At 66.2% G+C, this 25,223-nt stretch carries 27 protein-coding genes and 2 pseudogenes; 14 read left to right on the forward strand and 15 right to left on the reverse strand.

From position 1 onward, the window contains the following. Nucleotides 1–156: 156 nt before the first annotated feature. The 6 genes from ACVBEQ_RS00750 to ACVBEQ_RS00775 form a co-directional block, all read right to left on the reverse strand. Nucleotides 157–1,113 carry a dioxygenase family protein gene (locus ACVBEQ_RS00750; RefSeq protein WP_447151500.1) on the reverse strand — a complete coding sequence of 319 codons (957 nt, stop codon included), beginning with the start codon at nucleotides 1,111–1,113 and terminating at the stop codon, nucleotides 157–159. 182 nt (nucleotides 1,114–1,295) lie between these two features. Beyond that, complete coding sequence (locus ACVBEQ_RS00755; RefSeq protein ID WP_447151501.1) at nucleotides 1,296–1,781, reverse strand: SRPBCC family protein; 486 nt, start codon at nucleotides 1,779–1,781, stop codon at nucleotides 1,296–1,298. Further along, entirely contained in the window at nucleotides 1,778–2,146 is a 369-nt protein-coding gene (locus ACVBEQ_RS00760) for an ArsR/SmtB family transcription factor (protein ID WP_447151502.1), read from the reverse strand. The genes ACVBEQ_RS00755 and ACVBEQ_RS00760 overlap by 4 nt, the downstream gene beginning before the upstream one ends. 57 nt (nucleotides 2,147–2,203) lie before the next feature. Continuing rightward, nucleotides 2,204–2,692, reverse strand: coding sequence for a GNAT family N-acetyltransferase (locus tag ACVBEQ_RS00765; protein ID WP_447151503.1), 489 nt, complete (start codon nucleotides 2,690–2,692; stop codon nucleotides 2,204–2,206). 21 nt (nucleotides 2,693–2,713) lie between these two features. Next, nucleotides 2,714–4,096: an acetamidase/formamidase family protein gene (locus tag ACVBEQ_RS00770; protein WP_447151504.1), complete on the reverse strand. Its 1,383-nt coding sequence runs from the start codon at nucleotides 4,094–4,096 to the stop codon at nucleotides 2,714–2,716. 220 nt (nucleotides 4,097–4,316) lie between these two features. Continuing rightward, nucleotides 4,317–5,141 (reverse strand): peptidase inhibitor family I36 protein, encoded by an 825-nt coding sequence (locus ACVBEQ_RS00775; RefSeq protein ID WP_447151805.1) that lies wholly within the window; start codon nucleotides 5,139–5,141, stop codon nucleotides 4,317–4,319. A gap of 511 nt (nucleotides 5,142–5,652) precedes the next feature. Here ACVBEQ_RS00775 and ACVBEQ_RS00780 point away from each other — a divergent pair. From ACVBEQ_RS00780 to ACVBEQ_RS00795, 4 genes and pseudogenes are all read left to right on the forward strand, one after another. Then, nucleotides 5,653–6,018: pseudogene (locus tag ACVBEQ_RS00780) on the forward strand (peptidase inhibitor family I36 protein); the annotation flags it as partial. A 93-nt stretch (nucleotides 6,019–6,111) separates the two neighbouring features. Next, nucleotides 6,112–6,546: pseudogene (locus ACVBEQ_RS00785) on the forward strand (SpoIID/LytB domain-containing protein); the annotation flags it as partial. Nucleotides 6,547–6,811: 265 nt separating this feature from the next. Next, nucleotides 6,812–7,573, forward strand: a complete 762-nt coding sequence (locus tag ACVBEQ_RS00790; RefSeq protein WP_447151505.1) for a hypothetical protein — start codon at nucleotides 6,812–6,814, stop codon at nucleotides 7,571–7,573. Continuing rightward, complete coding sequence (locus ACVBEQ_RS00795; protein ID WP_447151506.1) at nucleotides 7,566–9,110, forward strand: protein kinase domain-containing protein; 1,545 nt, start codon at nucleotides 7,566–7,568, stop codon at nucleotides 9,108–9,110. The genes ACVBEQ_RS00790 and ACVBEQ_RS00795 overlap by 8 nt, the downstream gene beginning before the upstream one ends. Before the next feature lie 19 nt (nucleotides 9,111–9,129). Here the strand turns inward: ACVBEQ_RS00795 and ACVBEQ_RS00800 are convergent, their stop codons facing one another. Both ACVBEQ_RS00800 and ACVBEQ_RS00805 read right to left on the reverse strand, forming a co-directional pair. Then, nucleotides 9,130–10,275 carry a N(5)-(carboxyethyl)ornithine synthase gene (locus ACVBEQ_RS00800; protein ID WP_447151507.1) on the reverse strand — a complete coding sequence of 382 codons (1,146 nt, stop codon included), beginning with the start codon at nucleotides 10,273–10,275 and terminating at the stop codon, nucleotides 9,130–9,132. Nucleotides 10,276–10,466: 191 nt separating this feature from the next. Further along, nucleotides 10,467–11,414: an NAD(P)-dependent alcohol dehydrogenase gene (locus tag ACVBEQ_RS00805; protein ID WP_447151508.1), complete on the reverse strand. Its 948-nt coding sequence runs from the start codon at nucleotides 11,412–11,414 to the stop codon at nucleotides 10,467–10,469. An 82-nt stretch (nucleotides 11,415–11,496) separates the two neighbouring features. Here ACVBEQ_RS00805 and ACVBEQ_RS00810 point away from each other — a divergent pair, with 82 nt between their 5' ends. The 3 genes from ACVBEQ_RS00810 to ACVBEQ_RS00820 all read left to right on the forward strand — a co-directional run bounded on the left by ACVBEQ_RS00810 (nucleotide 11,497) and on the right by ACVBEQ_RS00820 (nucleotide 13,908). Then, nucleotides 11,497–12,153 (forward strand): TetR/AcrR family transcriptional regulator, encoded by a 657-nt coding sequence (locus ACVBEQ_RS00810; RefSeq protein ID WP_447151509.1) that lies wholly within the window; start codon nucleotides 11,497–11,499, stop codon nucleotides 12,151–12,153. Nucleotides 12,154–12,601: 448 nt separating this feature from the next. Next, entirely contained in the window at nucleotides 12,602–13,033 is a 432-nt protein-coding gene (locus ACVBEQ_RS00815) for a hypothetical protein (RefSeq protein WP_447151510.1), read from the forward strand. A 116-nt stretch (nucleotides 13,034–13,149) separates the two neighbouring features. Continuing rightward, nucleotides 13,150–13,908, forward strand: coding sequence for an HD domain-containing protein (locus tag ACVBEQ_RS00820; RefSeq protein WP_447151511.1), 759 nt, complete (start codon nucleotides 13,150–13,152; stop codon nucleotides 13,906–13,908). A 95-nt stretch (nucleotides 13,909–14,003) separates the two neighbouring features. Here ACVBEQ_RS00820 and ACVBEQ_RS00825 read toward each other — a convergent pair whose 3' ends face one another. The 4 genes from ACVBEQ_RS00825 to ACVBEQ_RS00840 all read right to left on the reverse strand — a co-directional run bounded on the left by ACVBEQ_RS00825 (nucleotide 14,004) and on the right by ACVBEQ_RS00840 (nucleotide 18,016). Further along, nucleotides 14,004–15,035: an alcohol dehydrogenase catalytic domain-containing protein gene (locus tag ACVBEQ_RS00825; protein ID WP_447151512.1), complete on the reverse strand. Its 1,032-nt coding sequence runs from the start codon at nucleotides 15,033–15,035 to the stop codon at nucleotides 14,004–14,006. Nucleotides 15,036–15,149: 114 nt separating this feature from the next. After that, nucleotides 15,150–16,778 (reverse strand): peptide chain release factor 3, encoded by a 1,629-nt coding sequence (locus ACVBEQ_RS00830; RefSeq protein WP_447151513.1) that lies wholly within the window; start codon nucleotides 16,776–16,778, stop codon nucleotides 15,150–15,152. 636 nt (nucleotides 16,779–17,414) lie between these two features. Beyond that, nucleotides 17,415–17,828, reverse strand: a complete 414-nt coding sequence (locus ACVBEQ_RS00835) for a type II toxin-antitoxin system VapC family toxin (RefSeq protein WP_447151514.1) — start codon at nucleotides 17,826–17,828, stop codon at nucleotides 17,415–17,417. Continuing rightward, on the reverse strand, nucleotides 17,825–18,016 hold the full coding sequence (locus ACVBEQ_RS00840; protein ID WP_447151515.1) for a hypothetical protein: 192 nt from the start codon (nucleotides 18,014–18,016) through the stop codon (nucleotides 17,825–17,827). Before ACVBEQ_RS00840 ends, ACVBEQ_RS00835 begins: the two co-directional genes overlap by 4 nt. An 870-nt stretch (nucleotides 18,017–18,886) precedes the next feature. Between ACVBEQ_RS00840 and ACVBEQ_RS00845 the strand changes: the two genes are divergently transcribed. From ACVBEQ_RS00845 to ACVBEQ_RS00870, 6 genes are all read left to right on the forward strand, one after another. Next, the gene (locus ACVBEQ_RS00845) at nucleotides 18,887–19,240 is read left to right on the forward strand and encodes an HIRAN domain-containing protein (RefSeq protein WP_447151516.1); all 354 of its coding nucleotides are present in this window, start codon (nucleotides 18,887–18,889) and stop codon (nucleotides 19,238–19,240) included. Continuing rightward, entirely contained in the window at nucleotides 19,237–19,629 is a 393-nt protein-coding gene (locus ACVBEQ_RS00850; protein WP_447151517.1) for a hypothetical protein, read from the forward strand. The genes ACVBEQ_RS00845 and ACVBEQ_RS00850 overlap by 4 nt, the downstream gene beginning before the upstream one ends. Nucleotides 19,630–19,770: 141 nt before the next feature. Continuing rightward, nucleotides 19,771–20,205 (forward strand): TerD family protein, encoded by a 435-nt coding sequence (locus tag ACVBEQ_RS00855; protein ID WP_447151518.1) that lies wholly within the window; start codon nucleotides 19,771–19,773, stop codon nucleotides 20,203–20,205. A gap of 114 nt (nucleotides 20,206–20,319) precedes the next feature. After that, nucleotides 20,320–20,925 carry an ArsR family transcriptional regulator gene (locus ACVBEQ_RS00860; protein ID WP_447151519.1) on the forward strand — a complete coding sequence of 202 codons (606 nt, stop codon included), beginning with the start codon at nucleotides 20,320–20,322 and terminating at the stop codon, nucleotides 20,923–20,925. Then, on the forward strand, nucleotides 20,922–21,419 hold the full coding sequence (locus tag ACVBEQ_RS00865) for a HEPN domain-containing protein (RefSeq protein ID WP_447151520.1): 498 nt from the start codon (nucleotides 20,922–20,924) through the stop codon (nucleotides 21,417–21,419). Before ACVBEQ_RS00860 ends, ACVBEQ_RS00865 begins: the two co-directional genes overlap by 4 nt. 438 nt (nucleotides 21,420–21,857) lie before the next feature. Next, nucleotides 21,858–22,496 (forward strand): site-specific integrase, encoded by a 639-nt coding sequence (locus tag ACVBEQ_RS00870; protein WP_447151521.1) that lies wholly within the window; start codon nucleotides 21,858–21,860, stop codon nucleotides 22,494–22,496. 387 nt (nucleotides 22,497–22,883) lie between these two features. On the opposite strand, the gene ACVBEQ_RS00875 is transcribed toward ACVBEQ_RS00870, so the two are convergent. Next, nucleotides 22,884–22,937 carry a hypothetical protein gene (locus tag ACVBEQ_RS00875; protein ID WP_447151806.1) on the reverse strand — a complete coding sequence of 18 codons (54 nt, stop codon included), beginning with the start codon at nucleotides 22,935–22,937 and terminating at the stop codon, nucleotides 22,884–22,886. Between ACVBEQ_RS00875 and ACVBEQ_RS00880 the strand changes: the two genes are divergently transcribed. Continuing rightward, the gene (locus ACVBEQ_RS00880; RefSeq protein ID WP_447151824.1) at nucleotides 22,923–23,171 is read left to right on the forward strand and encodes a hypothetical protein; all 249 of its coding nucleotides are present in this window, start codon (nucleotides 22,923–22,925) and stop codon (nucleotides 23,169–23,171) included. The genes ACVBEQ_RS00875 and ACVBEQ_RS00880 overlap by 15 nt on opposite strands. Nucleotides 23,172–23,211: 40 nt before the next feature. Here the strand turns inward: ACVBEQ_RS00880 and ACVBEQ_RS00885 are convergent, their stop codons facing one another. Then, entirely contained in the window at nucleotides 23,212–23,667 is a 456-nt protein-coding gene (locus ACVBEQ_RS00885) for a DUF6325 family protein (protein WP_447151522.1), read from the reverse strand. 609 nt (nucleotides 23,668–24,276) lie between these two features. Beyond that, complete coding sequence (locus tag ACVBEQ_RS00890; protein WP_447151523.1) at nucleotides 24,277–25,137, reverse strand: hypothetical protein; 861 nt, start codon at nucleotides 25,135–25,137, stop codon at nucleotides 24,277–24,279. Nucleotides 25,138–25,223: the final 86 nt, after the last annotated feature.

Below are 25,223 nucleotides of genomic sequence, written 5' to 3' on the forward strand. Positions count from 1 at the left end.
TTCCACGAGTGGGATCGTTCCGGGGCAGCCGCTCTCGACGGGCGACCGCGCGGCCAGCCTAGCCGCCGGGACGCGCGCCCGTCGGCGTGCACCACCCTGAGCTCCACCCCCTGGTTTCGGCCCCCGGAACACCGCACCATGATCACCGCACCATGGTCACCGCCCCGGAGCACCGCCACCCGGAGCACCGCCGCCTGTCGGAGTCGTCGTGGTGTCCACGCCGACGGCCAGGCTGACGGTGTACCCGTTGGTCGGGTCGCCCGTCACCGATCCCAGCTGGCTCGCTCCCCCGTCGTCACCGAAGACGTTGTCGCCGGCCAGGCTGACCTGCGCCAGGCTCTGCACGGAGGCCTCGTACCCGGTCGCCGCATAGGCGGCATCGCAGGCGTCCTTCGGAAGTGCGACCTGCGATGTCGCCATGACGGTGGACACATCGGTGATGCTCGCCTGATCGGGATAGACCTCGAAATGAATGTGCGGCCATCGACCGCTGTAACAGGCCGGGAAGATACTGGTGAACGTGACTTGCCCATCTGCGCCGGCAACCTGGACGCCGCGGAGATAATTCTGGTCCTCGACACCGGACGAATACATGGAATACGCCCCGTCGCGATTGCAGTGCCACACATACACGGCGACCCCGGCAAACGGCACTCCACCGTTCGCGAGGTCGGTGATCGACAGTTTCAGCGTCATCGGGATTCCCGCGGCAGTGCCACTCGACTCGCCGAAGCTCGATCGCAGGTCGCTGCGGACAATGCCGGACTGCTCCAGCACATCCGGCCCGTTCGAGCCGTCACCGGGGTACGGGCCGGCGGTCTCGTCCGGGATCTCAGCTGAGGCAACCGATGTCGACGATGATCCCGTCGCCGCGGCCGCCGTCGAGGCGGCCGTCGACGAGGCGGCCGCCGTGGTCGCAGCACCGGTGTCGGACCCGCCGCCACAGGCTGCCAGGCCCAGTGCCGCCGCGCCCAGCCCGATCGTCCGCAGCATCTGCCGCCGGCCCATCAGCGTGGCGACATCGAATGCGAGTCCCTGATCGACGACCTCGTCCGCCGGCCGGGGCAATGGGCGGCCCTGATACGTCGGACGGTCCTGCTGAACGTTGCGCACGTGATTCTCCTCGGTCGGGATTCCATGGTGGTCAACTCACTGTGGAACCCGGACCAAGCGCGAAGCTGTTCGCCGACTGTGCCTTTGCTGTGACGCCTGAGGAATCACCAGGGCCGGGCTGCCGGGTCAGCGCCGCTCCGACGAGATCGCTGCTGTGCCTGCGTACGTCACGCCTTGGGCGATCAGGATCGATCACCGTCAGCCATTGCGACGAACCCGGCAAGGATGGACTCCCAGCCGTCGGTTGCGTCGAAGACGCTACGCATGGATTCGGTCTCATCGCCGAATCGTTCGAGGTGGTGATGCACCAATTCGACTTCGGTCTCGCCGGGGCGGATTGGGGTGAACGTCACCTCGACCTCGGTCTCCAGATCAGGATCGAGCCGCCAGTCGACGCCCAGTTGCCAGAGCAGGACGACCCTGTTCGGCGGGTCCCAGGCAGCGATCCGCCCCCAGTCGCATTCGCTGCCGTCGACCCCACGTTCGAACCACCGCCCGCCCACTCGGGGTTCGATCACGACGTCAGCGATGGGCACGTCGCCGATGCTGTGTGAGGGCGGCCAGAAGGCTGCCATCCGGACGGTGAACAACGCGAAGGCGCGGTCCGGCGGCAGCGGAACGAGTACCGAGCGGCGGACGGCGATGTCGTGTGCGGATTCTGTTGTCATGTGTTTCCCCTTGGGTCGGACTCGATGATGGGCGGGGGTTGCGCGGCGTCCTGTTCGGCAGCGGCCGCCTCGACTTCGGCCAATGCGACGAAGGCACTCAACGCGGTATCCCAGAACTGCTCGAGGTAACGACGGACATCCTGCAGACCCGTTGCGTCGAGCCGGTACTCGTGCCTCGTCCCGATCACGGTTTCCTTGACGAGGGAGGCCTGCTTGAGCACCCGAAGATGCTGGGACACCGCCGGCCGGGAAATCGGCAGCCGTTCGGCAAGGACCCCAACGGGCAGGGGCCCGGGCCGGAGAGTTTCCAGGATCAGGCGGCGAGATGGATGACCGAGCGCATCGAGGACCAGCGCAGCGGACACATCGGTAAGTATGCACGAACGGTTAGTCGTGAGCAACGGTTCGTGGTGGAGGGAATCTCAGAGCGTGCGGTACATGATGTGAACACCGACGAGGCCTTCCTCGGGGTGCGCGAACGCTTCCGGCACCGTCGCCAGGATGGTGAACCCGAGCGACTGCCACAGCCCGACGGCGCGAGTGTTCGTCTCGACGACGGCATTGAACTGCATGGCGCGGTAGCCGAGGTGTCTCGCTTCCCCGAGCAGGTGCTCGGCCAGGGCTCGGCCGACTCCGCGACCGGCTGCCGACGTCGACACCATGAATCCGGCATTGGCGACGTGCGAGCCCGCTGCCGGCTGATTCGGGTGCATCTCCGCCGAGCCCAGGACGGTCCCGTCCTCGGCCACTGCGACATAGACCTGTCCGCCGGGTTTCCCCATCCACCATGTCCGGGCGTCGGACTCGCTGGTGTTCCGCGGCCAGCAATAGGTCTCGCCGGCGGCGAGGATCTCCGAGAGAAACGGCCAGATGGCCGACCAGTCGTCCGGTTCCGCGGGGCGGATCTGCATGCGCAGAGTCTAGAAAGTCCGTCAGTGGAAGTGCGACTTGCTGATCACGCCGTGCACCCCCACCGTCCGGTCGACGACCTGTGAGATCACGAAGTCACCGGCCGCCGACAGGTAGGCATAGGCAATGTCCCTGTCCATACCGAGGTCGTGCTGCAGGAAGTCCAGAGCATTGACGACAGCCCGTCGCATGGCGATGTCGAGGTCGTTGATCTGGCCGTCGATGATGCCGTTCGGATCGGAGAGCCCAATCGGGATCCATGATCTCGAGTCCTCGGCGAACGGATACCGGTACGCGACCGAGGGGACGCCTCGCTTGCCGGGCTTGCAGACGGTGAGCCGGAACGTGGCCCTGATGGACCCTTCCATCGCGGTGAGCGCAACCTCGCCGTCCCCCATCGCCATGTGGGGATCACCGACGTAAAAGAGTGCGCCGTCGTCGAACACCGGTAGGTAGAACGTCGATCCGGGGCCGAGCAGGCCGATGTCGATATTACCGCCGCCGAGGGTGGGAGGGATCGAGTTGACCTCGGGCGCATCGAGTTTCGGCGCCGGGGCCGACGCGACGCCCATCATCCCCATGAACGGGTTGAGCGGAAACCGAACAGATCCGCCGCGCCGGCGATCCATCACCCCGTAGTACCTGCCCCGCTGCTGTTCCACCGGGGTGAAGACGGAGACGTTGCCGTAACGGGTCGGATCGCCGGTCGACCGACCGTCCGTGGCAACGGGCGGCATGACCTCGGCGAGGGTGATGCCTGCCGGGGCGGTGCCGCCGGCGCCCTGCGCGAGCGCGCCTTTGCCGTGCCTGCTGGACACGACGCCATACGGGACACGGGGCACCGCTGCGAGGGTCTCGACCTTCAACACGTCACCCTGACGGGCGCCCTTGACGTAGATCGGTCCCAGGACGACGTGCGGGCCGTCGACGTCGAAGTTCCGCGGCGTCCTGTCGTATTCCGCGGCCACCTCAACTGCATCGTTCAGCACCGCGCGGCGCCTGACGCCCTTCCCGCCGAAATACGACACGGGGTCGCGGCCCTGGTCCTCCAGGATCCCCTCGTGCGAGAGGGCGTCGATGGTGACGGTCTCCCCCGACGCCATCTCCATCACGGGGGTCGCACCGATCGCCGGAACGTAGCCCCAAAGCACCTCGTCGGGATCAGCGCTCAAATAGTGGTCACCGGTGATCCGGCCCGTGCCCGGCTGCAGGATCTCCAGCCGATCACGGTCGCCGGTCGTCCCCGATCGTCCCGCTACCTCCAGGGGTGACGCCGCTGCGGCTGCCACCGGCAACCCGGTGACGGTGGCCGCACCCCCGATGACGGCCGCCGCACGGAGCAGGTCCCGTCGGCCGATGCCGGATTCGAGAACTTCGGCTGCTTCACGGCTGTCGGCTTCCGGCATCGTGTCTCCCTGACCTCTGCGCTGCGGTGAGAGGCCGACGTTAGGCACGTGAAGTTTCGCCTGGATGTCCCGGCCGTGTCGGTTGGCGCAACAAATATTCACCGACAGGCGGCCCGACATTGCTGACGGGCGGAGCGATGCCGACCGAGCATGCAGAGGCGGAGGCGGGCCATGGTGGCCCGCCTCCGCAGCGCATTCCCGGTTCCCGTAACGGGATGGGCTACTTCACGGTGTAGCCGCGCGCATTCCAGAACGACGTCGGGTTCGGGTTGTCCAGGTGCGAATCACCGACACTCTTCGCCGCGAGAGTGCGCTTACCCAAGCGCATCTCGACATGGGTGTGGGCACTGCCGCTGGACGAGATACCCCGCCACGATTCGGTCGCGATCTTCTGACCCTTGCTGATGTTCTGTCCGACGGAAAGACCGGACAACGGGGCGGAATGCAGGTACACGATCGTCTTGTCGTAGGTGGAGTTGTAAACCGCGATGGTGGACAGACCGCCGCCGCCGCTCGCGCCGCGGACGATGTTGACGACCTTCCCGGCGACCAGGGCGCGAACCGGGGAACCGATGCCTCGGGCGATATCGATTCCCTCGTGACGACCGGGAGTGTTGACGTATCCGTCGAAGCCGCAGGTGATGCGACCGCCGCTGAGTCCGTAGAGCCCGGAGGACATGTTCGTCCTGCCGGTCACCGCCCCGAACTTGTGCGAGGCGTTCTCGTTCTTGAGGGCCGAGGAGAGGTTGGCCTTGCCGCCGGCGGCGATCTTCTGGCTCGCGCCGCCGTAACCGCTGTTGAAAAAGACCGTGACCGGCCCGGATGTCCGGTTCCACACCGATGCCGCATTGTTCTTGACGCAGACACCCTTGCCATTCCCGGCGCCCTTGAAGTCGTAACAGGAGGGCTGGGTCGAACCATAATCGGAGATCGAGCCGGTGAAGTCCGACACCGAGCCGGCCTGGTTGCTGTTGTAGTAGAGGCAGAACTCGCCCGCGTCGCAGTGCCCGTCACGGGATGCCGCGAAGGCCGGGGTCGCGGGCATCAGGACGCCGGCCGCCAGCAGCCCGGCAGCCGCCACGACGGCCCTCACCCGGTGGGCGGGGACGAGGCGGGATCGCCACGTCCGGTGGGTCGTGCGCGTCGGCTTGGTGTCGTCGATCAGGGTGTCGTCGATCAGGGTGTCGTCGATCAGGGTGGTGCGGATCAGGGTCGTGTCGGTCATGGTTGGCCGCCTTTCGATGGTTGAAGACCCGCCGCGGCCGATTCGGTCCGGCGTGCGGTGCAGGTCCAGTTGCGAGCCCGACGAGCTGTCTGTCGCGAGCAGAGTCGCCGGAAAATGCGGCCGCGGACAAGGGCAGGGGCTGCCCTTGCGACCGCCGGGCGGCACGCGAAAGCTGCCCTTCCAGATCGGCTTTGACCGCGCCGGCGCAGCACCTGCCGCACGACCATGTGCGGCGTGCGGGCTCACCACGCGGTTTCCTCTCCCATTCCGACATTCCGAACGGGGTCACATCATGAAACTCTGGAGAAGACTTGCCGCCATCGCTGCGGCAATGGCGATGGCGCTGGTCGGCGTTGTCGCCGTCGCAGCGCCGGCGTCGGCGGCGTCCCGGGACGGGCAATGCAACAGTGGTGAGTTCTGTTATTACTACAACAGCAATGAGGCGGGGTCGATCTCCGACTTCACCGGTTCTCTCGACGATTACGGCGCAACCCAACCGAGCTGCTATGAGTTCAAGGGCGCCGGCAACGGCAAGGGTTTCTGCGTCAAGAACCACGCCGCATCGGTGTGGAACCGCACGGGAAAGACGGTACGGGTCTATTTCAACAGCAATTACGCAGGCGCCCATCAGGATTTCGCGGCGGGAGCGAAAGGCAACCTGAACGCGACGCTGAAGAACAACAATGCTTCGCACAAGCTTTTGACATCAGCGCCGACCGGCTGCAAGACCGACGGCACCAACAGCGTGCTGCCGACATCCATCCTGGTCTACCGCGTCAGCACCGGCCGCGTCGAGCGGGTCGCATTCAAGACCTACGTGAAGAACGTGCTGCCCAACGAGTGGATTTCCAGCTGGCCCGCGGCCTCCCTCGACGCGGGCGCAATGGCCGTCAAGAGTTTCGCCTGGTACTGGGCCCTCCATTCGACCCGCACCACAGCCAGCGGGAAGTGCTACGACGTGCGTGACGACACCGGCAGCCAGGTTTACCGTCCGGGGTCGGCGAAGGCATCGACGAGCGCGGCGGTGGACCGCACCTGGAACACCCGGATGACGCGCAGCGGGAAGATCCTGCAGGCGCATTACTGCGCCACGAAGACGGCCTGCGGCGCATGGGTCGACGGCAACTGGATGTCCCAGTACGGGACCCGCGACCAGGCTGCGGCCGGCAAGAAGTACGCCGCCATCCTCAAGTCGTACTACAGCAGCATCGTGCTGACGTCCTGACCGTTGCAGCACCCAGCACCCAGCACCAAGCACGCAGCACCCAGTACTCAGCGCGCAGTACCAAGCACGCAGCACCAAGCACGCAAAGCCGCCCGCCGCCCCCGCGGCGGGCGGCTCCGTGTGTCCCGCGCTCGGTGCCGTGTTTGCTCCGCACTCTGCAAGGATCGGGCCAGGTAGGTGGTCCAGCAGCGCCGGCGGGCAGTCATCAGGGCGGGGTAACGCCCGGGATTTCTCGCAACGGTGGCGGGAATGGGGAGGCGGCTCGATGCCTGAATCGGTCAATCGACGGGTATCCGATGGACCCGACGCGACTGTTTCTCCGGCATCGCAGACCGACGGCGCACTGTTTGTCGTCGAATATGCGGATGAGGGATATTTCTTTTGGAACGGCACCCGAATGCGGTTCGGGAGGGACGACGACGCGTGCCAGATCCCGGTGTGGGAGGAGGTGAACCGGAGGGCATTGTCCAAGGTCGCGGGCGAGTTCTGGTGCTCCGAGGGCCAGATGTGGGTTCGCAATCTGTCGGCGGTCCACGAGCTCGTCGTGTCCGGCGCCAAGGCGACGCACGTGCTGCCCGCCAGAATCCGCAGCGATCCCGGCCACGCGTGCTCGGCCCCGGTCCCGCGCTGCACCGTCACCGCCCCGAGCACGGGGACCTGGTCGATCGTCATCCGGCCGATCGAGAAATCTCCCAGCGGGGGCCCGACGATCCAGGTGGAGAACATCCCGGAGCAGCACCGGGACGCGGCCGAGGCGCTGTGCGCACCGATGCTGGCCGGTCGGAGCGGCGTGGCAACGTACTCGGAGATTGCCGCCCGGACGGGCTGGAGCGAGCGGGTGGCCCGGCGCAGGGTGGAAAGACTCTGCGACCACTACGAGGCGCAGATCGGCGCGCTGCCGGGTGGCCGTCTCCCGGACGAGACAGTCGCGGAAGCGGTGGCCCGGATCCTGGTCTCCCGTAACAAGTTTGCCGTTCCGCGGTTGCCCGACAAGACCCGGGCGGACTCCCCGGGCGGCCATGACTGACGACCGTGGGACGTCACCGGACGACGCCACCCTGCCATCGAAACCCACCTCGCGAGCAGGGGCGGACGGCGCCACCCTGCCATCGGAACCCGCCCCGCGAGCAGGGGCCGACGACGGCCTTGTGCCGACGACGGGTGTCGCCGAGCCGACCGCGGCGACGTGGCTCCCGGACCGGTTCGACGCGATCGGGGCGCCCCTGGGAACCGGTACCACCGCGGTCGTCTGGCCGGTGCGTCACGTCCTGGACGGTCGCGAGTTCGCCCTCAAGGTGTGGCGTCGTCCGCTCGCCGACGACGCGGAGCGTGAACGGTTCCGACGTGAGGTCCGGCGGTACGTCGCGCTCAACGCGGTGAGCGGCCACATCGTCACCTACTCGTGGGCCGAGGAGAACGCGCCCGACGGCCTGCCCTGGATCGGCATGGAACGGCACGGGGAATCCCTGCGCCACGTCGTGGAGGCGGGAACGACACCCTTGCCGCAGCGGCTGGTGCTCTCCGCCGACTTGTTGGCGGGCCTCGCCGCGATGCACTCGCACGGAATGCTGCACCGGGACGTCAAACCGGCGAACGTACTGGCCGAGGGCGGTCGCGCCAAACTGTGCGATCTCGGCCTGGTCCTGGACAGTGAGGGCTTCACTGACGACAACGCGGCGGGAACGCCGGGTTATGTCGCTCCCGAACTCCTGTCCGGTGACGCCGCTCCCTCTACGGTCACCGATGTCTATTCGGCGGCAACGACCATCCGAGAGCTGCTGGGTTCCGACCTGCCGGCCGAACTCGACCAACTCCTGACAGAGGCGGCCTCGGTGAACCCCGACGACCGCCCCGCCGATGCGACCGAATTCGAGACGCGGTTCCGGCAGACCTGCGCGGCGCTGGGCCACCGATTGCCCGCCCGGCTTTCTGCCCGCGGCGACCGGCAGGACGAACCAGCACCGGCGAGCAGCAACGGACAGCGCACCCGCGGGCGCGTTCTGGCCATCGCCGTCGCGGGACTCGTGGTGGCGGCGACGATCGCCCTCGTCGTCGTGCGCCCCTGGGACAACACCGGGGCCGGTGACGGAACGACCGCAGCGGCAACGACATCCGTGCCGACCGGCGCACCCGACACCGCAGGCATGCCCAACGACATCACCGGGGACGGGAAGCCGATTGTGCTGCCCGCCACACAGATGGGGCGGTGCAACGTCGCGGTCGATGGCGCCGTCCAGACGGATGGCTGGCCGTACGACGTCAACGGGGAAGAGGTCGCCGAGCTCCGGCTCTACTACAGCGTCGACAAGAAGCAGGCCTGCGCCAAGTTGGTCAAACCCGCCGGGAGTCCGCTGGCCGGAACGCGGACGCACTTGGCCCTCACCCTCTGCGGCGACGACAATTCGTGCGACTTCGATTGGAACGCCTACCCGATCGACGCCGGGCCTGTCGTCGTGCCGTCCCGGGACGGATGCGTCAGCCTGCGGGTGTCGATGATGGACTCGACAGGCACGCAATGGCTCACCCGCGATGACGTCCGAACGTCCGGCTGCCCCAACAGCTGAGGGCGTCCCCGGGACCCTGCTACGACGACATTTCCGTGTGCGGGTACTCCTTGGCCCGATGCTGGAAGGCAAGGATGGCGGGGTTCTGGATGACGCCGTCCCGGATCTCGATCGACCTGCGAATGGTGGGGTCGGCGTCCCACGCGTCACCACCCTCGAGGACGGTGCCGAGAAACGGAATCAATGCCTCGCTGATCTCCCAGGTCGCAGAATTCCAGAGGTATGACGGGCTGTGGTCGACCGCGTAGTAGAGAACATTGTCACCGACGACGAATGTCGGGTCCTCGAACGTCGTCGGGCGGGCCCAGCTGAATCCCATGCCCTCGTCGCAGGAGACGTCGACCACCAGGGTGCCGGCCTTCATGTCCGGAAGATCGTCGTTCGTCATGAACATGAGCGGCGCGTTCGGGTCCTGCAGCACACAGTTGACGATGATGTCGTGTCCGGCAAGAAACTCCGTCAACGGCACGCTGCCGTCGTCCGTCACCGCGCGGCTCACCTGCCCGGGACTGTCGTCGTCGAAATGCACCATCCGGGCGGTATGGATCGGGGCGCCGACGGCCGCAACGGCACGATGTGTGAGGACGTCGACGTCGTACACGTTCAGCGCATTCAGCGCCGACACAGCGCCCCGGGCGGTCGCACCGAATCCGATCACGACCGCGCTCAATCGGGGTCCGTACGCACCGGTCCCACCGGCGAGCTGCATGGCCTGCAGAACGGAGCAGTAGCCGGCCAGTTCATTGTTCTTGTGGAAGACGTGCAGGTTGAAGCTGCCGTCCCGGTTCCAATGGTTCATCGCCTCGAAGGCGATCAGTGTGAGCCGTTTGTCGATCGCGATCTGTGTCAGGTCCCGGTCCTGAACGCAGTGCGGCCACCCCCAGAAGGTCTGGCCGGTGCGCAATTCGGCGATGTCGCTGATCATCGGTTTGGGCTGCAGGATGATGTCGCATTCGGCGATGAGTTGCTCGCGCGTACGGAAGCCGGCCACCTTTTCCTTCAGCTGGTCGTCGGTGAGGCCGAAGTCCTCGCCATAGCCGTGCTCGAGATAGATGGTGTCGCGCGAGGCGACAGGAATGCGATCGAAGTGATGCGGATGGAGCGGGTGCCGGCGCTCGTTCTCTTTCAGGGAGCGGGCCATCACGCCAAGGCTGAGCTGTGTCATGCGGCGTCCTTCGGGGTGGGCATTCCGTGCTCCATTCGGTTGCTGCGCATGCCGTCGGTGTCGAGCAGGTCTTGCCCGGTGAGGGTACGCCCGCCCTGTCGGCGAGCGCTGAAACAGCGTTCCCGCCGATACCCGTCCGCACCTGTGGCCGATGGAGCCGACCGAGCCGATGGAGCCGACCGAGCCGATGACTATGGGTGCATCACGATATTGCCGACCTTGTGCCCACCGTCCACCCGGCGATAGGCATCGACAATCCCGTCCAGTCCACAGCTCTGATCCATCACGACGGTGATCTCGCCATCAGCCACCAGTCGGAGGAGAAGGTCGAAGTCCGCCACCCGCTCCGGGGCGCTGCCCGCGACGACATTGCCTCGCGCGAACAGGGTGTCCCTGAAACTCGCCACGGCAAGAACCAGGATGCCGTCCGGACCGAGCAGTCGCCGGCCCGAGGCGGGAGAGAGGTTGCCGACCGTATCCAGCACCACATCGAACCTTTCCGCGACGGTGGTGACGTCATACACGGCGTGGTCGATGATCCGGTCCGCACCCAGTCCGGTGACAAGGGCGGCGTTGGCCGAACTCGTCACGCCGGTGACGGTGGCGCCGAGGTGCCTGGCGAGTTGCACCGCGTTGGTCCCCACCGCCCCTGATGCGCCGTTCACGAGCACCGAGGTGCCGCGTCGAACCGATGCCTTGTCCCGCAGGAAGAACAGTGCCGTCGTACCCCCGAAGAGCACTCCGGCGGCGTCGTCATGGCTGACCGCAGGCGGTTTGCTCGCGAGCCTGGTTGCCCTGCCGGCGACGTACTGCGCGTGGGCACCGAGTTTCGCACCGGTCATCCCGCAGACCTCGTCGCCCGGGACGAAGCCGTGGACCCGCGCGCCGACCGTCTCCACCACGCCGGAGAACGTGCTGCCCAGCACCCGACGCCGGGGGCCGCTGAGGCCGAATGCCAGTCGTGCCAGAAACCCGAAGCCGTCGGGAAACCGGCCGCCCCTGATGCGGGAATCCGCAGAGGTGACCGCGGTCGCCGCCACCCGCACCAGTACCTCGTCAGCACCCGGGTCGGGCCGAGGGACTTCCGCGACACGGACGACGTCCGGTGCGCCGTAGTGATCGACCAGCGCTGCCTTCATTCTTCTCCTTACGAGTGTAAGTCTGTTGGAGAGACAGTAACCTTACGGACGTAAGACGGCAACCTGTTCGAGAGGCCAAGCGATGACCCGGCGACCGGCACTGACTCCAGCGCGCATCATCGACGCGGCAGTCGCAGTCGCCGACCGGAGCGGCATCGACCACGTCAGCATGCGCAGTGTCGGCAAGGAACTCGGGGTCGAGGCGATGTCCCTCTACCACCACATTTCCGGTAAGGCGGCGCTGCTCGACGGCCTGGCGGACTGGGTGTTCACCCAGATCGAGTTGCCGGCGCCGACTCATCTCTGGCGGCAGGCGATGGCCGACCGCGCGGGGTCGGCACGCCGGGCCTTCGCCCGGCATTCCTGGTCGTTGGGGCTCATCGAGTCGCGCCGCTCGCCCGGTCCGGCCCTGCTGCGCCACCACGACACGGTGCTGGAGAATTTGCGGACCAATGGCTTCTCGGTTGCTCTTGCGTCACATGCCTTCTCGGCCATCGACGCGTATGTGTACGGCTTCGTTCTGACCGAACTGAACCTGCCCATCGAGGCGGGTGAGACTGTCGAGCAGTTCGTCGACACGATCAGGGAGCTGTTACCGGCGGAGAGATATCCACATCTCGTGGAGATGGTCACCGAACAGGTTGCCGGCAAGGATTATCACTACGCCGATGAGTTCGAATTCGGGCTCGCTCTCGTCCTGGACAGCCTGGAGCGTCACCTGGGTCTCGAGTCATCCTGAGTTCTTTGCCAACGAAACACATGAAAGCGCGGATAACGCCGATTCCGAATCTGCGATGACCTTGGATATCGGCAGCCCCCCACCCCGATTTGACGGTCAATTGCTGTATCGATAGGGTCCGCTTTGTCCCTTTCTATCGTCGGCGGTCACGTGGTGAACCGCTCAATTCGGCGACTGCCGGGGGCCGGCTGCCTTCTCCCGGAAGGTGTCGAACGCGGAAAGGATTCGTGCCATGCGACGTTCACTCCTGACCATCTGCGTCATCGTTGCGGGACTGGTGCTGACTGCTGGTTCAGCGGGTGCCGGCACTCCTCAGCACTCTCGGCCGCCTGTCGGCCCGAGCGTTGCGGTCCGACCGCCCGCGCCGCAGCTGACCGAGCTGTGGTGGCAGACGTTCATGACCGCCGGTCCTGATTCATTCGAGCGGTGCGACCTGGGGACGGACTCGGTGGTGTTCCTCGCCGGTACAACCGGTGGGAAAGCCACCCGCCATTGCACCGTCCCGGCCGGCAAGTCGCTGCTGATCCCCATGATCAACATCGAGTGCTCGACCGTCGAAGGAAATGGAACGGAATACTGGGAACTGCGGCAATGCGCACAGGGGATCGCCGACGACTTCGACGACCAGTTCTTGATCATCGATGGCGTCCGAGTGGGAAATGTCGGGAGGTTCCGCGTCCAGACGGGACTCTTCACGTTCAGTGTGACGGAAGGCAATATCTTCGGCGTGCCGGCGACGGCTGCGACCAACTCCGTCTCTGACGGCTACTGGGCAGTGATCGCACCGCTCTGCGCGGGACACCACAAGGTGACCTTCGGTGGCAGCTACCCGCCCGGACCGTTCACAACCCGTGCGACCTACCAGTTGACCGTGAGGTAGTCGCCCGCCCTGCGCGAGCGAGACGGTATTGAACCCGTTCATCTTCTTCTGGCAAGTCGCGGCGGATCTCCTCGAGCCGGTCAACCCCCACCGGGGCACGGGCACATCTGCGCACCATGGAGGTCGTCGACGCCTGGGACTCGTTGCTCCAGGAGCCGCCGAGATCAACAGCCCAGCAGGCCGATACATTGCGGCTGTCGTCGGTCAACCCGAACGACTGCGCAGACGCAGCAGAGGGGCCGTTCGTGATGACAGGCTTGGCGGGCAGTGATGTCGCGGAACCCGATGCGGCGTTGGTCGTGAACGCCCGCCGGTTGGCCAAGAAGCTGCTGCGGAAAAAGTCTGCCGAGCGGTGGCGTCACACCCAGGGCGTCGCGAAACGGGCCGAGGAACTGCTACCGGCGGTGTCGCAGAAGGACGGGCCGCTGTTGATCGCCGCGGCGTGGCTGCACGACATCGGGTATGCACCCGCATTGCAGGACACCGGTTTTCACCCACTGGATGGTGGGCTGTACCTGCGACGCAAGGGATGGGATGAGCGATTGGTCAACCTCGTCGTCCATCACTCCGGTGCCCGGTTCGTTCCGGGAGAGCGCGGCTTCGATTTGAAGATGACTCAGTTCGACTTCGAGGACAGCCCGGTGTCGGACGCGTTGACCTACGCCGACCAGACGGTCGGGCCGAACGGTCGACGGATGACGGTGCCCTACCGGATCACTGAAGCGATCACTCGCCACGGGCCGGATTCGCCGAACGCCCGGGCCAGGGTCGACCGCGTCCCGTACCTCCTGGCAGCCGCCGATCGGGTCGAACAGCGGCTGGAACAGGCCCGATCACATACCGCGACGGATCCGAGCCCGCGGTGCCCGACCTGAGCCACGGTGCGCTTGACGAAGCGCAACCGCTACCCAGGTTGCTGGGCATCGGTTTCGCGGAGACCAGTTGACGCCCGATCCGCTTCCGGCAAGTGTCATCCCGGCCGCACAACCGTCATTCCGGTCGACGCAGCGGTCGCCGACTGCGGCAACAACTCGGCGCCCTTCTCCAGGGTCACGATACGACCGACGAGTTCCTGCGGCCGCAGCGATCCGCCCTTGACCAGGACCAGCATGTCGGCATAGTCGCGCGCGGCCATGCCGTGACTGCCGAGGATGTCCAATTCCCAGCCGATGACCCTGTCCCACGGCACCCTGGGATGCTGATCGACCGACAGCAGTCCGATCTGCACATACCGTCCGCGGCGCCGCAACGAGTTGATCGCCGCAGCACTCGTTGACGCGGAGCCCACGGCATCGACAGCGACATGTGCTCCACCCCCGGTGATGTCGCTGATCGATGCCGGAACGGACGGCGATGCGGCCAAGCCTTGGAGTGCACCCACGCGGGTGGCCAGTGCCAACGCGTCCGGATTCGGATCGACGGCGATGACCCGAGCCCCCACCGCGGCTGCGATCATCACCGCGCTCAGCCCGACACCGCCGGCACCGAAGATGGCCACCCACTCGCCGGCCCGAACGGCCGCCCGTGCGCGGACGGCCCGGAACGCGGTCGCGAAGCGGCAGCCGAGGCTCGCGGCGGCCTCGTCCGGGATATCAGCGGGGACGGCGACGAAATTGACATCCGCAGCCCGGATGACGACACGCTCTGCGTGGGAACCCCAGTCCGTGAACCCCGGCTGGGTCTGATTCGGGCAGACCTGTGCGTCGCCTTGGAGGCACCATTCACACGTCCCACAGCCGCAGACGAAGGGCGCCGTGACCCGATCACCGACCGTCCAGCCGTGCACTCCCGCGCCGAGAGACTCGATGGTCCCGACGAACTCGTGCCCCGGCACGTGCGGGAGGTGAACGGTGTCGTCATGTCCGGCCCAGGCGTGCCAGTCACTGCGGCACAGTCCGGATGCCGCGACCCGGATGACCGCACCTCCCGCCGCTGCGACGGGGTCCGGCACGTCCCGCACGGCGAGCGGACCACCGAACTCGTCGTAGACGATCGCTCTCACGACGCGGTCGGGCGTTTGTCGTTGACGCACATGGCATCAGTCTCGCCGGTCAGAAGGGGCGGCGCGGACCCGGTCCAACGGGAGCTGACCAAACAGGGGAAGGAACCGACGGGATCAGTCGCCGCCCGCGGGCAACGACTGCAGCACGGCGGCAGTGTGTTTCTGCTGAATGTTGTGCAGCCGCCAGGACGTGGTGAACAGGGCAATGAGGGCGCCATCGGTGCGGGAAAGGACCTCGGTGCCGCTCTCACCGCCCAACACAGCAGCGGTCGTGGCATCGGTCTGCCGGGCGACGCTGTAATCAAGACGTTCCAACGTGATCGGGGCGTTAAATTCGTGTTCCATGCGGTGGCCGGCGACCTCGAATTGCATGGGGCCGACAGCTGCGAATACCGGCGCCTGGTCCCCGCGGCGCTCCGAGCGCAGGACTTGAACGACACCTTCCTGTTCGAGCTGGAGCACGCCGCGGCGAAACTGTTTGTAGCGACCACTGTCCTGCGCGCGGGCGACAGCGAAATGCTCGGGTGCGAACTGCGGGATCTGCGGGAATTTCACCGGTTGGTCGACGTACAGGGTGTCGCCGACGGCGAGGGCGCCTGCGTTGACCAGACCGATGACGTCTCCGGGGTACGCGGTTTCCAGGGTCGTGCGGTCCCGTCCGAAAAGGGCCTGCGCGTATTTCGTGGCAAAGGGCTTTCCGGTCGCTGCGTGCGTGACGACGATGCCACGGTGAAAGGTGCCTGAGCAGACGCGCACGAACGCCACATGGTCGCGGTGCGCGGCGTCCATTCCGGCTTGGATCTTGAAGACGAACCCGGAGAACGGGGCATCCAACGGATGCGATCGGCCGTCGGCGTCTGCCCGCTCGGAGGGTGCGGGGGCGATTCCTATCAGCGTGTCCACCAGGTGCCGGACACCGAAATTCAACACCGCAGCGCCGAAGAGCACGGGGGTCGCCCGCCCGGCGCGGTAAGCCTTTTCGTCGAAGTTCATGCCGGATTCGGTGAGCAGGTCATGCTCTTCGACGGCGACCGGCCATGCCTCCGGTTGTTCGACGGCGGCCTGGCCGGGGGTCAGCACTTCTTCCTCGGCGATGGTGGCCCCGCCTGGGGTCCGGGTGAGCTTGAGGAAGTCACCGGTGCTGCGGTCCAGTAGCCCGTGGAAGTCACCGGCGATACCCACCGGCCAGGTCAGAGGCATGACGTCCAGGCCGAGTCGCTGCGTGATCTCATCGAGCAGTTCGAGCGGTTCCCGCCCTGGGCGATCCCATTTGTTGATCACAGTGATCATCGGGATGCCGCGCAGCCGGCACACCTCGGCAAGTTTCAGGGTCTGCGGTTCAAGGCCCTTCGCCGCGTCGATCAGCATCACGGCGCTGTCCACCGCGGCCAGCACCCGGTAGGTGTCCTCCGAGAAGTCCGCGTGTCCCGGGGTGTCGAGCAGATTGACGACGTGGTCGCGATAAGCGAACTGCAACGCAGCGCTGGTGATGGAGATCCCGCGCGAGCGTTCCATTTCCATCCAGTCGGACACCGTCCCGCGGCGCCCCGCTTTGCCGTGCACCGCCCCCGCCTGGCCGATGACGCGCGCGTGCAACGCCAGCGCCTCGGTGAGTGTCGACTTGCCCGCGTCGGGATGGGAGATCACCGCGAAGGACCGACGCCGGGCTGCCTCGGTGACCGCGGTGGCGTCGCGGTAGCTGCTGTCGACCTCTCCCGTTGGACCCGGGACGGTCGTGGTCATGGTGCCTCCTTCCTTTTGCCGCGGGACACCGAGCGGAGACTCCAGTGGCGATACATGGCTGAGGAACCCGGGCGTTCCCGGGCTGCCGTGACTGACGGGCGCTGGTTTCCTGCAGGTCGGGAACGGATGATCACCCGCTGGGCCGGCGACCCTGTCCGCACCAGGGACGCTCACACCTTCCGACCGGCCGACTCTACTCTGGCCGCGGCCTGGGTCGTGCCCTCCGGCTGGTGCCACGACCGCACAAAGTCAGCGGCGCCGCATGGGGGGACCGACTCCACCCTGCAGGGTGAGCTGCCGGCCATCATCACCGGGCTTGCGGACGCGGATCGCGTGCCGGGCGCGGAGGACGAGAACCTGCGTGCCCGGTCCGTGAAGAAGGCAACGTCTGTTGGTCATCCGGACGGTGAAGCCATCGAACCTGCAAGCAACCGGATGCGGGCTGACGCGGGGTGCGTCCGGTCGCCAGGGGTGGCGCTGTGCAAATAGACAGGAAATGCCCCGGTCTCGAAAGACTGTGTGTCTAGCCAGATCCGTACGACAGAGAATGCTGGACTACCCTCAAGTAATTGCGGCCGGTCGCGACACCACTTCTCGTCTTCGAAGGCGGCGCCGGCCGCACCGTGAAGTGGTTGCCTAACTCTCGGGCGACGACGCCGGCCTGCCTGACACCAACCGAAGGTCGAGATCGGCGGCCGCGCGGCGGAGCCGCTCATCGAACGAAGCCAGGGCCGCCCGCTGTTCCAGTGCCGTGAGCAGGACGCAGCAGTCCGGCATCTTCAGCCCGGTGCAGCGCAAACGGGCCAGCACCGAGGGGGCGTCGGTCGGGAACTGAGCCACCCGAACCCCCACATCCGCCATGACCCGCAACACCTCGTCCTGCCGGCCAACTCGGGTGGGGGCGACGAGTACCTCGGCCAGGGTCACCGGATTGACCACCAGCTCGGTGTCCTTGCCGGCCGCTTCCGCGAGCAACCACCGGGCCTGCTCCGAGTGGGCGTCGTCGCGGTTGAGGTAGGCGATGAGCACACTGGCGTCCAGGACGATCACGCGGGCCAGTCCTGCCGCAGCGTGTTCAGGTAGCCGTCTTCGTACACACCGGTGAGCGCACCGGCGTGCCGGTTCACCGCTTCCCGTCGATGATCCCGGCGGGTCTGGGACGCCTGTTCCTCGGCATGCGCGGCGATCAAAGCCAGCCGGACCAGAAGCTGTGAGCGGGGTACTCCGGGCCACCTCATTGCTGCCGCGTCTAATGCAGCCGCTAGTTCATCCGACTCTGTGACGTAGTGCCGGGGCCGGGCAGTGGGCATACCGGAGTGTAACACTGAGACCCGTCGGTGTCGCACCCGTCCCCGGGCCGGGAAGAACATCGCTGAAGATTCCGTCGAAGCCGGTGTCGCCTCTGCGTTCCGGGCGTCGGGAGCTATTTGCGCAGGTCAGGGACCTGCGAGAAGTGCGCCTGGAGGGATTCGAACCCCCAACCTTCTGATCCGTAGAGACGAGAACGGGGTGTTTGGGGGTTTGGCCGAAACCGGGAGGTCCGTATCTGTGCAGGTCAGCGGCCTGATTGGTGTCGGCAGGGTCGGGGTGAATCCAGGCTCTGCCGCAAGCTCTGTGACCAATCGGTGACCAACATCAAGATCATCTATCGGGGCGCTGTCCACCAAGACACCCTCCGCTGACTGGCTCCAGCTGTCCGTCTCACGCAGCAACGTTGTGGCGGGTCGCATTTCGTTTGCGACTATCTCACCCGCGCTCTGCGGGCTCGGAAAGCGGCATTCCCTGCGGGGATCGTCGCCTGCCGGTGGCAGTGGGCCGTGGCGGCTGGTGCACGGCTGGTCTGGGGCCTGGTCCTTCTAGGATGACGCAAGTTAGCAGTGAGAAGCTAAAAGTCTGATTGCGACGTTGAGCCGTCGGTGATCCTTGACAGACGACGCCGCTGCACGAAGTGGTTCCACACATTGGGGGATTGGTAGTTGAAGGCACTGGCACCGTTAGACGTGTGGATACGGACCTCCTGGTGCAACCAGGAGGTAGCCGGGGAGTATTACCATGCCAAAGCCTGGCGACCTTTCTTCCCCCGGAAGCTGCCGGCAGCGGGTGTCGAATTGACCGAACAAGCGTCATTGATTCGCGAACCGAACAACAGGCATGATCGCAACCCGGTCCGCGTCGAGGTTCGCGGCCAGCACGTCGGCCATCTGCCGGCCGAAGACGCCGCTCGCTACCGCGCGACCCTGGATCACCTGGCCACCCGAGGGTTCGTGGTCCGGACGCAGACGCGGCTCTGGGCCGGCGCAGAGATCGAGTATCAGTTCGACCGCCGGGGTGAGCTGCGGGAGGTCGACACCGGCAAAGTGAACTGCCGGATCACCCTGGCCCTTCCTGAACCCCACTTGCTGGTTCCGCTGAACCGCCTCCCCCAGGCCCCCATGCCATGCTGCCGATGGGCGGTTCGGTGAAAATCAAGACTGACGGGGTGCCGTTGACAGTTTTCGAATCGGTGCTGACCGACTCCGGTGAAGGCTGGGTGCACGCCACCCTGCACGAGCTTCACGAGCAGCTTCCCAAGTCGGTCCGGGAGCTAGTCGAGGTCCGGATAGACGGGTTGCGCGTCGGAGCGATGACCCCGGCGATGAGCAAGAAGTTCCTGCCGGTCGTTCGCGCCCTGGCGGACCAGGGTCGGCTGTGCGCAACACCCGCAATTGTGCGCGGCAATCGGCTCAACGTCGAGGTTCGCGTGCACGGCACCCAAGCCGCCGACCTGCCGCAGGAGTGGTTGTTAAGGAACGCCAACCACGCACTGGCCGCCAACCCGCCATCCATCCGCCTGCAGCCGCCGACTGACTAGGTCGCCTCATCGGGGGCCCGACCCGAACGGTCCACTAGCGCGTACCCACCGGCGAAAGATGCCGCAGCATCCGAGGCAGTTACGCCTCTCGCACCTATCCCTGAATTGCAGGAATTGGTCGCCGGCCAGAACGTGCCACTCGTGCAGCAGCAATTGCGAGTCAACTTGCTCGCGAGCCACGCGGATCTGTCCGTCCTCTTGGTCGGGGCAAACGGACGCGTTGATCGGGACGAGGACTTCATCTTCTACAACAATCTCCGGAGCGCCGACGGCTCAGTGACATTGACCGCCAACAGCGCAACGGTCACCACCGACCAATTACCCCCGCGCTGCGAGCGCGTGGTCCTCATCGTCAGCACCGACAGGGACGCCATGGCAGATGCGACCGCGGTGCTCCACCAATCCGGCGATGGGGTGGATTTGCGTTTCAGCCCGGCTGACACCACCCGCGTGAGCGCGCTGGTCTGGGGCGAGATCTACCTACGCAATAGCAACTGGCGCCTGCGAGCGGTTGTACAGGGCTGGTCCGACGGGCTGGCGGGCCTAGCCAGGGACTACGGGGTAGACATCGACTAACTGACGCCCAGCGACTGGAAGCTCCTTCCATTCGATGGCGCAGTTGCGCAGAAGAAGCCCATGCCTCGCACCAATTCATCTCGTTCTCACTTAGTTGATGATAACGTCAACCATATGAGAACGGAGTCACCGGCGCTGGCGCCGATCTTCCGCTCTCATCTGCAGGGCAGACTGCTGGCAGCCGTCCTTCTCGGCACTGACGCACTCACCATTGCCGGTTTGGCCCAAACCGTCCAGGCGCCTGAGTCGACCGTCCACCGCGAGGTCGAGCGGCTCGTTCGGACCGGGGTGCTGACCTCGCGTCGAGTTGGCCGGGCGCGTCTTATCGAGCGGAACGATGACAACCCAGCAACCCGGCCACTGCGGGACCTGGTGATGATCGCCTACGGGCCGCAGTACGTCATCGGCCAACAACTGGCAGAGGTCGACGGCATCTCGGAGGCGTTCCTCTACGGATCATGGGCAGCCAGGTACCACGGCGAACCAGGACCGCTGCCGAATGACATCGACGTCCTGATCGTCGGGTCCCCCGACCGCGACGACGTCCATGACCGACTCAGCGACGCGGGGCGGCTCCTGCATCGGGAGGTCAATCCCACGTTCGTCTCCGTTGACCGCTGGTCCGATCCCGCGGCCGACCCGTTCCTTGCCACAGTCGTCAGCCGCCCCGTGGTTTCGATCGCAAGCCCCGACTACACCCCCGGCGGGTCAGCCGCATGAGCTGGGCAATCGGCAGGGAGACAATCCTGGCCATGCTCGACGCCGGCGATCTGGAGCAGGTGGCACCCAACGCAGAGTTTGCGCAGACCTTGATCGACAAGGCACGCAAGCACCTGGCAACGGCAGATCTCCTCCAGGACACGGATCTGGAGATTGCATTCGACGCGCTGTACAAGGCCGCTCGGCTGTCGGTGACCGCGCTGTTGGCGACCCAGGGACTGCGGCCGACAACCAAGGGCGGCCACATCGCCCCCATCAAAGCCGTGCGAGCCCAACTCGGGGTTCACGCGAAGGTGCTCCGGTCATACGACCGTCTTCGGGTGACCCGGAACCGCATCGCCTACCCGTCGCCGGGCGCCACCCTCAGCGATGATGACGTTGGGGAAGGCATCCTGCGGGCGGGTGACATCGTCGACGTGGCGGCAAACGTCCTCCCCCAGCTGCCGGTCTTCGTCCGCGGCCAGGGTAGTTCGAGCGGCCACTCACCAGCCTGAACCGGGCGCCCTCCAGTGAGGGCACTGCGCCGCGGCCATCCCTTCCACTTGTTCAAGATCGCGGGTGGCGACGAGCCAGCGCTTGCTCGACCGCGCGGACTGCAGTGTCTATGGCAGGCAGGTCTCGGGCGTACACGCGACCCGCGTCGACCTGCCGCGTGAGTTCGGACAGCAGGTGTATCCACTCGTCGGCTCTTGAAGGTGCACGCGGCTTTGGCCGCACAGCACTGACCTTTGGGGGCGGAAGTGCGGGAGTACGGACGGTGACCGTAACCACGCGTTCAACGACCCGCTCGACGACTTCTTTGGCGCTCAATCCGGACGCCGCCGCCCGTCTCTGCTCCCAGGCCCGGTGCCTGCACGCTGTGCCGCACCACGTCGGAACTCGGCCGCGCGATGGCACTCTGACCCAAGATCCGCACCAGCCGCAGGGCACGGTTGTCGGCCGAGACATTGTCACGCGCCGTTGCACGTCTCGCGGTGCGCTGGGACGACGTCGACTTCATCACCCGCCGCCTTGTTGTTCGGCGCCAGCTGGTCCAGGGGTACACCGCTGCGTGTCTGTGGTGCGGCAACGAGCACAAGGTTGCCTGGCGCGAGCCCAAGACGACTGCCGGCCTAAGGGTCGTCGAGATGGACCGGCAAACCGCGGATCAGTTGCGGAGTCACCGCGCTGCCCAAGACGCCGAAAAGGGTGACTGGGGCGGCGCTTACACCGACCATGGGCTGGTATTCGCCCGTGAGGACGGCCTGCCGCTCTACCCCACCGTTGTCACACATCGGTTCGCGTCGATCGTCGCCGAGACATCCGTGCAGACCTCCAGCGGACTCGCGCCACTGCGGATGATCCGACTTCACGATCTTCGCCACGGAGCGGCATCGCTGGGTATCGCCGCCGGCGTGCCCATCGAGGTCGTGTCCAAGCGGCTCGGCCACAGCTCCATCAGCGTCACGGCTGACATCTACGGACATCTGCTTGAAGGCGTTGGCCATCAGGCCGCAGAGGCTGCCGCCGCTCTGGTCCCTAGGCGTCAATCGGCTGAAGTCATCGAGCCGTCGACGGCAACGCTGTTCTGACCTGCATCGCGCGCCGCTCGGCCTCACGCTGGGCTATCGCGATCGAAGAGCCGTTTTTCAATCCTAATCGAGTCCTTCGCGATCCAACACTGGTTTCCAGCAATGCCGAGGGTAAGGCGTGACATACCGCCGGATAGAGGAGAATGCCCACCGATGTGATCCTCGCGCCGCCATTACGGCGCGTAATAGGCCTTACCAGGATGACAAGGACGACTGTAAGCAGCTGAACCGCGATCGACCCCGCGTTGGCAAGGGAACAATGAGAGAATTTGCCTCACTCAGTGCTCCACTGGGATTGTGCAGCGTGAAGCGGGAGTCGGCTGAGGGAGCAAGGAACACGTTGTGACACGCCGAAGCCGCGCCTGTCCGAGCCGATGCCTATTGCCCTCAGCGGGCCAGTATTCGTGCCTTCTGCGCCTCGAACTCGTGGTCGGTCAGCACGCCTGCGTCACGCAGCTCACCGAGCTGTTTGAGTTGGGCGAACATTTGATTGCTATCGCCCGCGGGCGGCGGGCTGGCGGGTCGTGGCGGCGGAGCGTGGTGGACCGGCGCTGCCTGCTGGACGGCGGCCTGATCCTGTGCCGCCCATCGGGATTGTTGGCGCCGCTGCACACGGCCATGTACCGAGCTCGCCACGGCGACCTTGGCGGCGGTTTTGAAAAGGCCCATCGCTGATTCCCATCTTGTATTGTTGCTTCGGTTTTCGAGTGCCCGATCAGGCTGGTTCGGTGGCGTCCAGGGCAAGCAGGATCTCCTCGGGGGAGATGTGTCCTTCGGTGACGATCCGGGCTCCGCTGCGCTGCCAGGCGGCGAGCACCGGAAGGACGACCAGCTCCTCGTAGATCAGCGCCGCCGCGACACTGCCCGGGCTGATATTGCCACCGACCTCATCCAGATCAGCCCGATCCAGGATCCCGGACGACACTCCCGCGAAGGGCGTCAGGTCCAACCCCGGTTCGGTATCCAGCGCGGGGACGTCGATAATTTCAATGTCACCCTCCGGTGTCCGGGTGACGAACTCTAAATCCAGAATCCGGACGAACCCGCGGTCGACCAGGTCCAGCAGGATCCCGAAGCCATCACCGGTGATACGTCCGCCAGGGAACTCGACGGCTACGTAATCCATCGGTCCCAGCTGATCGTCGTCGGGGCTGAATTGTTCGTCCGGCATTGTTGACATCCTCTCGTGGCGCGGCGCGGGTCTCCAGCGGTTGCGTCGCCGCCGGTAGAGGTGAGAGTCGTGAGCACGAGTTGTGACCATGGTCCGCACCGCGACCTGCTTATGATACGGACAAAGCGGAGCAAAGGGCGGAACGGTCGTCTGAACATGCCCTTCGTGGCGGTCCTGCGATCATTTCTGTTGGTTTCTCGGGTCCGCGGTGAACCCGGCGCGCTGGTGATCTTGGCCGTCTACCTCGCGAAGAAGCGGGGAGCCCAGCTGCAAATCGCCTTCCTGACCGGCGGTCCGACGGGGCAACGCCTTCGAGTAGATGACGGCGGGCATCAACCCCCCTGCTTTGCCTGGAGATCGGGGTTGCGCATTCCGTCGTAGGCGGCTCGCCGGGCATCGGCCGTCAGCCTGCCTATGACGGCGGCGCGGGTCACCGAATCCCGGGCCGTGTCCAGCTCAAAGATTGTGGCGACAACGTCGGGGTGGATCAACCAGTTGGGGTCAGGCGAGCGGGCCTTCGGTGGCGAGTTGGTCGGCGAATCCCGACTTCGAACTGACCGTTCATATCGTCCACGGTGACCCCGGCGCGGCGTTGCTCTTCAGCGCCTGTCAGCCGTCGACCTCGGTCTCGGATTCTCGGCGGCGCAGCGGGACCCGCTCCGCTACGCGCACAACTTGGACGTAGGCTCCCGTGCCCTGTTTCCCGGCCCACCGCACCGCCTCTCCGACCGCGGCTCCGGTCGAGGAGATGACGTTGTCGGGTAGGTCGACGGCCTCAAGGACGAGGTTGGCGAAAGCCGCCGGACCGAAGCGGGCGGCCAGGGCGCCGACGTCGAGCCGTGCCGCGACTGCGTCAACGTCCACACGGGCGGCCACCGCGTCCACATCGAGTCGCGCGGCCACGGCATCCACGTCGAAGCGGGAGGCCAGGGCGTCCAGGTCGAGCCGCGCCGCGGCCGCGTCCACATCGAGTCGCGCGGCCACGGCATCCACGTCGAGGCGGCCCGCTGCCGCATCCAGATCGGCGGCGGCGATGACGCGATCGAGGTCGACGCGCTGCAGCACCACCTCGGTCAGGTCCAGCTGGTCGAGCACGGCCTCGACGATGCGCAGGAGGTCGACCCGCTCCAGCACCAGGTCGGTGATTCCGACTCGGTCCAGCACGGCGTCGGTCACCACAGGCACCACCTCGCCCAAAGCGGTGTTCAGCGCACGCTCTGTGCGCTGCAGGATGTCCGTGCCCTGCGAGACGAGCCGGCGCAGGGCGAGCTCCGGGGTGGCTGCGGCCGGAATTCCCGGCGGACTGAGCAGTGAGCGACCGATGGGACTCAGTAGATCAGCCAGTGGCCCCACCACTCGCCCCGCCGAGCGGGTCAGCCGCTGGGTGGCCCCGACCACCACGGCGCCGGCACCGATTGCTGCCGCAAGGATATCGGCGCCGATGCTCATCGGCGGTCGAGCAGTGGGCACACCGACAAGTGGCGGTGGTTCCTGGGGCACTGACGACACGGGTTGATCACGTTCCCCTCGTCGCCCCACCGGGGAACGCCGCACCT

It is taken from the genome of Nakamurella sp. GG22 (assembly GCF_052976845.2).

Coding starts and splice junctions, on each gene's coding strand:
- ACVBEQ_RS00840 (WP_447151515.1), bottom strand. CDS start 18,016: ATGAGGTGGCCCGGAGTACCCCGCTCACAGCTTCTGGTCCGGCTGGCT.
- ACVBEQ_RS00820 (WP_447151511.1), top strand. CDS start 13,150: ATGGAGGTCGTCGACGCCTGGGACTCGTTGCTCCAGGAGCCGCCGAGA.
- ACVBEQ_RS00805 (WP_447151508.1), bottom strand. CDS start 11,414: ATGAAGGCAGCGCTGGTCGATCACTACGGCGCACCGGACGTCGTCCGT.
- ACVBEQ_RS00775 (WP_447151805.1), bottom strand. CDS start 5,141: ATGCCCGCGACCCCGGCCTTCGCGGCATCCCGTGACGGGCACTGCGAC.
- ACVBEQ_RS00755 (WP_447151501.1), bottom strand. CDS start 1,781: ATGACAACAGAATCCGCACACGACATCGCCGTCCGCCGCTCGGTACTC.
- ACVBEQ_RS00860 (WP_447151519.1), top strand. CDS start 20,320: ATGAGAACGGAGTCACCGGCGCTGGCGCCGATCTTCCGCTCTCATCTG.
- ACVBEQ_RS00795 (WP_447151506.1), top strand. CDS start 7,566: ATGACTGACGACCGTGGGACGTCACCGGACGACGCCACCCTGCCATCG.
- ACVBEQ_RS00790 (WP_447151505.1), top strand. CDS start 6,812: ATGCCTGAATCGGTCAATCGACGGGTATCCGATGGACCCGACGCGACT.
- ACVBEQ_RS00810 (WP_447151509.1), top strand. CDS start 11,497: ATGACCCGGCGACCGGCACTGACTCCAGCGCGCATCATCGACGCGGCA.
- ACVBEQ_RS00885 (WP_447151522.1), bottom strand. CDS start 23,667: ATGCCGGACGAACAATTCAGCCCCGACGACGATCAGCTGGGACCGATG.
- ACVBEQ_RS00865 (WP_447151520.1), top strand. CDS start 20,922: ATGAGCTGGGCAATCGGCAGGGAGACAATCCTGGCCATGCTCGACGCC.
- ACVBEQ_RS00830 (WP_447151513.1), bottom strand. CDS start 16,778: ATGACCACGACCGTCCCGGGTCCAACGGGAGAGGTCGACAGCAGCTAC.
- ACVBEQ_RS00770 (WP_447151504.1), bottom strand. CDS start 4,096: ATGCCGGAAGCCGACAGCCGTGAAGCAGCCGAAGTTCTCGAATCCGGC.
- ACVBEQ_RS00800 (WP_447151507.1), bottom strand. CDS start 10,275: ATGACACAGCTCAGCCTTGGCGTGATGGCCCGCTCCCTGAAAGAGAAC.
- ACVBEQ_RS00765 (WP_447151503.1), bottom strand. CDS start 2,692: ATGCAGATCCGCCCCGCGGAACCGGACGACTGGTCGGCCATCTGGCCG.